Genomic DNA, 2,998 nt, shown 5'->3' with positions numbered 1-2,998 from the left:
GCTTGCTCCCGCTCGACTGCGCAGCAGTCGCAATCCGGTCAACACGCTCATGGATCGGGTGACGTGGTTGGGGGCCGCTTCGCAGCCCTGCGGGAGCAAGCTCCCTCGCCACGGGTTTGCCTAAGCTCCGCAACAGGAAAGGGCGGCTTAGTTGACCCGCCAACCCCCACCCAGCGCCTTGTACAGCGCCACGCTCGCCTGGACCCGCGCCAGGCGCAGTTGCACGTTCATATCCTGGGCCGCATAAAGCGTGCGTTGGGTTTCCAGTACGGTGAGCAGGTCTTCGGCGCCGGCCTGGTAGCGGCTTTGGGCGATGTCGAAGGCGTTCTGGGCTTGTTGCAGTTCTTCGGTCTGCCACTGCCGTTGCTGGTCGATTCCGTGGATGCTGTTCAGGGCTTTTTCGACGTCGGCGAAGCCGTTGACGATGGCGGCGCGGTACAGCTCCAGCAGTTCTTCCTGGCGGGCGCGGGCCTTGTCCCGTTCGGCCTTCAGGCGCCCGTTGTTGAAGATCGGCGCGGTCAGGCCGGCGGTGAGGTTGTAGACGTTGTTGCGCAGCAACTGGTCGGCGATGTCGGCGCCGGTGCCCAGGGTCAGGCCGAGGGTGACGGAGGGCAGCAGGGCGGCGCGGGCCACGCGGATGTCGGCCTCGGCTGCCGTCAGGCGTGCTTCGGCGGCGGCGATGTCCGGGCGGCGACGCAACAGTTCACTGGGCACGCCGGCATCGATGGCGGGCCAGTGCAAGCGGTCGAACTGTTCATCGGCGAGGTTGACGGATTGCACCGGTTGCCCCAGCAGCGTCGCCAGGGTGATCGCTGCTTCCCGGGCTTGTTGCTGCACCTGGGGCAACCGGCGTTGCTGGGCGGCCACCAGGCTTTTCTGCTGGGACAGTTCCAATGCCGTGGCGCTGCCGGCGTCGTAACGGGTTTGCACCAGACTGAGTACGCTTTGGGCGTTGGCGAGGTTCAGCGCGGCGATCCGCTGCTGCTCGCCCAGGGACAACGCCTGGGTATAGCTGTTGGCAACCCCGCTGAGCAAGGTCAGCTCCACCGTCGCCCGGTCGAACCCGCTCGCCGATAGGTTGCTCAACGCACTGTCCCGCGCCGCCCGTTTACCGCCCCAGAAATCCAGTTCATAGCTGGCGCTGAGGTTTGCGTCGTAGTAATCGATGGTGCGGCTATCCCGACTCACGTCCAGTTGGCTGTAGCCCTTGCCCCGCAGCAGTTCTTGTCGATTGCCGTTGAGCCCGGCCTTGATCTCCGGCAACAGCGGCGCACCCGCGATCACCGCACTGGCCTGGGCCTGGCGAACCCGGGCCATGGCGGCGGCCAGGTCATGACTGTCCAGGCGCGCTTGTTCGATCAGCCGGTTCAACTGCGGGCTGCCAAACTGCGTCCACCATTGCTGGTTGTCAGCCCGAGCGCCTGGCGTTTCGACATTTTGCCAGGCCGCCGGCGGCTCAATACCGCTGTCCGGTTTCGGCAACGACGAGCCACAGGCCGCCAATACGAGGCTCGCGGCCAGGAGGGTCAGGTGCGCTTTCATAGGGTGCGATTCATTCACTGGTGAGGGCCGCGACCGGGTCGAGGCGAGCCGCCTTGCGAGCCGGCATGAAACCGAAGACCACGCCGGTGACCAGCGCGCAGCCGAAGGCACCGAACACCGCCAGCCATTCGAACGCCACGGCGATCTTGACCAGCAGCAGTGCGCCGCCCACCAGCAGCGCCAGGCTGATGCCGGCCAGCCCGCCGACCACCGAGAGCATCACCGCTTCGGTGAGGAACTGGCGCAGGATGTCGCGCTGGCGGGCGCCGGTGGCCATGCGGATGCCGATCTCGCGGGTCCGTTCGCGCACGGTCATGAGCATGATGTTCATCACGCCGATGCCGCCCACCAGCAGCGAAATCGCCGCGATGGCGCCGAGCATCAGCGACAGCGTGCCCTGGGTCCGCGCTTCGGCCTGGATCATCGCGGCGTTGTTGGTCAGTTCGAAATCCTGCTTGCCGTTGTGCAGGCGCAACAGCGTGCGGGACACGGCTTGCTCGGCCTGCCGGACCTTGCCCGCGTCCCGGGCGGCGATCACCACGTACTCGGGATGCCGGCTGCCAAACAAGCGTACGCTGGCGGCGGAGTAGGGCACGGCGATGCGGTTGTCGGCGTCCGAATCGCCGGAACTCGCGCCTTTCTCGGCCAGCACGCCGACCACCTGGAACGGCACGTTTTCGATCAGCACGTAGCGACCGATGGGATCGGCGACGTCCTTGAGCAGTTTCTGCCGGACTTTGTGGCCGATCACCGCCACCGCCGCGGCACTGCGCTCATCGGCGTCGCTGAAGTAGCTGCCCTGGGCCACCGGCCAATTAAAGATGGCCGGGAAGTTCGTGTCGTTGCCGCCCACGTAGCTGGTGTGGTCGAGGTTGCCGAAGCGCACGCTGGCTTCGGCGCCGTTGACCGGCATGATCCGCTGCACCTCGGGCAGGGCGGCGAGGGCGGCGAGGTCCTGTTCGCTGATGATGCCCTTGGCCGCGCGGGGATTGGGCGCGGAGCCGTTGAGGTAGATGATGTTGGAGCCGAAGGCGCCCATCTGGGCCATGACCTGGCGCTTGCTGCCTTCGCCCACCGCCAGCATCACCACCACCGAAGCCACGCCGATGATGATGCCCAGCAGGGTCAAGGAGGTGCGGAAGCGGTTGATCCACATCACCCGCCACGCCGCCTGCACCGCGTCGAGCAATTCGCCTTTCCAGGCCCCGTTGTGTTCGCTGCCGGCGCTCAGGCGCTGGCGCAGGTCCACCGCTTGCAGGGCGGTTGGATTGACCGCCGAGGGTTGCGCATCGGCCACGGCACTGTCGCTGATGATCAGCCCGTCGCGGATCTCGATGATGCGCTTGGCCCGGGCCGCCACTTCGCGGTCATGGGTGATCAGGATCACCACGTGGCCCTGGCTCGCCAATTCATCGAGCAGCGCCATGACCTCGATGCCGCTCTGGCTGTCGAGGGC

Annotated in this window: 2 protein-coding genes; both read right to left on the bottom strand. The window is 66.6% G+C overall.

The genetic code is table 11. The features are described 5' to 3' along the window. Positions 1–147: 147 nt before the first annotated feature. Complete coding sequence (locus RGM2987_RS00290) at positions 148–1,542, bottom strand: efflux transporter outer membrane subunit (protein WP_245138121.1); 1,395 nt, start codon at positions 1,540–1,542, stop codon at positions 148–150. A 10-nt stretch (positions 1,543–1,552) separates the two neighbouring features. Continuing rightward, positions 1,553–2,998 (bottom strand): ABC transporter permease (locus RGM2987_RS00285; RefSeq protein WP_245138120.1); only part of this gene is annotated, 1,446 nt, incomplete at its 5' end.

Origin of the sequence: Pseudomonas sp. RGM2987, from assembly GCF_022952855.1 — a bacterium.
Lineage (GTDB): Bacteria > Pseudomonadota > Gammaproteobacteria > Pseudomonadales > Pseudomonadaceae > Aquipseudomonas.
Note: the sequence above shows the minus strand (reverse complement) of the source record. Positions and strands in the feature narration are given on the sequence as shown.